Source organism: uncultured Dialister sp. (assembly GCF_900541605.1).
GTDB lineage: Bacteria > Bacillota > Negativicutes > Veillonellales > Dialisteraceae > Dialister.
In genome coordinates this window covers 1-3,049 of record NZ_UQKJ01000179.1, presented here as the reverse complement: position 1 = coordinate 3,049, position 3,049 = coordinate 1, and the positions used below count along the sequence as shown (strand labels likewise).

2 protein-coding genes are annotated in these 3,049 nt (G+C 51.5%); both read right to left on the bottom strand.

Features of this window, described 5'->3' with window-relative positions; genetic code table 11:
• Positions 1-103: 103 nt before the first annotated feature.
• On the bottom strand, positions 104-2,110 hold the full coding sequence (locus tag QZR21_RS08795) for a cell wall metabolism sensor histidine kinase WalK (protein WP_296099237.1): 2,007 nt from the start codon (positions 2,108-2,110) through the stop codon (positions 104-106).
• 17 nt (positions 2,111-2,127) lie between these two features.
• Entirely contained in the window at positions 2,128-2,817 is a 690-nt protein-coding gene (locus tag QZR21_RS08790) for a response regulator transcription factor (protein WP_296974999.1), read from the bottom strand.
• Between the last annotated feature and the right edge of the window lie 232 nt (positions 2,818-3,049).

The following is a 3,049-nucleotide window of genomic DNA, read 5'->3' as shown; positions in this document are numbered from 1 at the left end:
ACTCTGCACACAAACATGCTAACCGCCAATCCTCACCAGCTCGACAAACTGAAATATCACAAAGAGCCCGGGGAACGGCTTTCTGGTTCCCCGGGCTCCTGGTTTACTTCTTTTTCTTATCTTCCTTCACTGTCTTTTTATCCGATTTCTCCCGTTTCTTATCGTCCGGGGAATCGGCGTGGCTGTGGCCGGAGGATTTTTTCTTCCCCTTCTTGTCTTTTTTCATCTTCTTTGCCTTATGGCCGTTTTTCTCTGCCCCACCAGGAATGCCATCGCTGGTGTCTTCCTGCGCTGCAGCCCGGTCTTCTTCCGCTTCCTTCCGGGCCAGGCGGCCGGATTCCGCTTCTTCCGCTTCTTCTTTGGCCGTCAGGGCTTCGCTGTGTTCTTTGGTCACGTCAGCGTCACTCATGCGGGGGAGAATCACGGTTACCGCAGTGCCCTTTCCTTCTTCGCTGGAAATGGAAAGGGTGCCTTGGTGTTTTTCTACGATATGCTTGCAGATGGCAAGGCCCAGTCCGCTTCCTCCGGTGGCTTTGTTCCGGCTTTCTTCAGCCCGGTAGAACCGTTCGAAGACCCTTCCCTGCTTATCCTTAGGAATACCGATACCCGTGTCGGAGATTACCAGTTTCATCTTGTCCTCTCCCTCCGGCGTCAGTACAGCATGGACGCTGCCGTCCTGGTTATTGTACTTCACCGCATTGTCCAGGAGGTTCATGATGAGTTCCGACAGAAGGGCCGCATTGCCATAGGTATAGAGGGGCTGTGTATCTACGGTAATCGTAACGCCTTTAGCCTTAGCCTGGGGCATGATGAGGTCCGCCGCATAATGAACAAGACTATCTACGGACACCGTCTTCCAGGTGATGGTGGTCTCTGTCTCTTCAATTTTCGACAGGTGCATAATGGTATCAATGAGGGTCAGCATGCGCTGGGATTCATTCACGATACGGCTGCCGAAGAGCTTCACATCATCCGGGTTCTGGTACATGCCATTGGCAATCATTTCTGCAAACCCGCTGATAGAGGTAAGCGGCGTCTTCAGTTCGTGGGATACGTTGGCGGAGAATTCCCGTCTCATTTTTTCTGCCATGTAGGAGGCGGTCATATCCCGGAGTACAATCAGGAGACCCGTCTCCCCATTGGACAGCTCGGTCTTTTGCATGACCATGCGATACGGTTTTCCAAAGAGGTTCATGGTATATTCCTGGCGCCCTTCGATCCGGTACGCTTTCCCGATAACCCGGAGCCAATCCTGGTCATGGTAAAGGCTGGCAATGCGGCGGAACCGTTTATCCTCGGCAGGCTTGAAAATTTCTTCAATCTGCCGGTTGTAGTCCAGAATTTCCTTTCGCTCATTCAGCAGGATAATGCCGTCGGAAATCGTATCGATGACCGTACGAATGGTATTTCTTTCATCTTCGATATCTTCCAGGTAGCTTTCAATTTCATTGTGCTGTTCTTCCACCTTTCGGATGAGGGGATTCAGTTCCTTGTAGTCCGAAGGAACTTCGCTCACCTTTTTTCCTTCCATAATCTGCTGCACAAGGTCTCCCAGGAGATGGAAGGGTTTCAGAATCTTTTCTGTTTCCCGTTCTGCCGCAAAAAGACAGCCCACTACGAAAACAATGAGGAACAGCATGATTTCCGGAAGATAGGCAGAGAAGCCTTTATAGGAAACGACCCGGGCGCTGGAAAGACGAAGGATACTGCCGTCCGGTGCCTTCTGGGCATAGTAGCTCTTCGGGCTGTCCTTGGCATCCCGATGGACCGCTTCGCCGGTTCCCTTATCCATGGCTTCTTTGACTTCCTCGCCGGCAGCATAGTCCTCATCGGTAATGTTGTCGCTGTCATAGAGGACAGAGCCGTCCCTGTCAAGCCATACGATATGGATAATCCCATGGTTATCGTCATAGACCTGCTTCAGGTAATCCTTCGTACTGTCTTCCTGGTCCAGGGAAACGGCCATGGCCATGGTCCGGTTCAAATGCTGCAACTCATGGCTGAACTGTTCCTGCATGCCCTGGTAATAGAGTACGGCGGAAAGAATGAACGTAACCACCACGGAAATGATGCCCATCAGTAAAAGGCTTCTGTAAATGCGAACTTTCATAAGTTAGTGACTCCTGTTTACGATTTTCTGTCGCCCAGGCGGTAGCCCACTCCCCTCACCGTGCGGATGCAGGAACCTTCGCTGCCCAGTTTCTGCCGTAAGCTCATAATGTGCATATCAATGGTCCTGCTTTCCATTTCAAAGGGAGAATCCCAGACAGCCTGCATGATCTGGTCCCGGGATAAAACGATGCCCTTATTTAATAACAAATAGCACAATAAGTCAAATTCTTTTAATGTGAGCTGTACTTCTTTTCCATCGGAAGTCACGCTGTGCTGCTCCTGGTCCACCACGATACCATTGAAAGAAAGGAGTTTGCTCTTCGATTCCTGGGGCTTTTTCGCACGCCGGAGGACGGAGCGGATCCGGGAAAGGAGTTCCATGATGCCAAAGGGTTTCGTCACGTAGTCATCGGCCCCCAGGTCCAGTCCTTTGACAATGTCAAATTCACTGGTCTTGGCGGTCATCATGATCACAGGGATTTCCTGGATTTTTCCGGAAGCCCTGATTTTTTTCAGGATTGTCAGCCCGTCCTCTCCGGGAAGCATGATATCCAGAAGTACCAGGTCCGGCGTATTCTTCTGGAGGGCCTCGTAGAATTCCGGGGCATCCCCAAATCCTTCGACTTTGTACCCCTGGCCCCGCAGTGCATAACTTACCAGTTCACGAATGCTTTCATCATCTTCCACACAGTAAATAAGCGGCATGTCCATCCTCCTCAGGAAACAACTAAAGCCGGTACAGTACGGGGATTCCGTACTGACCGGTCATATTCTGTAGGTTTGCGATATGAGACTATTTCAGTTTGTCGAGCTGTCAGCTGAGATAGGCGAGCGTCCCAAACGGGGTGAATGGGGCGTAAGGGTTGTGGGTTGGCATCGCTACGCTCGCCAACCGGGTGGTGGCTTCAACGTCGCTGCGCTCGTTGAAGCGGGGGCA

What these genes read in the sequence shown, in the direction of transcription:
- QZR21_RS08790 (WP_296974999.1), bottom strand. Translation starts at nt 2,817, where the DNA reads ATGCCGCTTATTTACTGTGTGGAAGATGATGAAAGCATTCGTGAACTG.
- QZR21_RS08795 (WP_296099237.1), bottom strand. Translation starts at nt 2,110, where the DNA reads ATGAAAGTTCGCATTTACAGAAGCCTTTTACTGATGGGCATCATTTCC.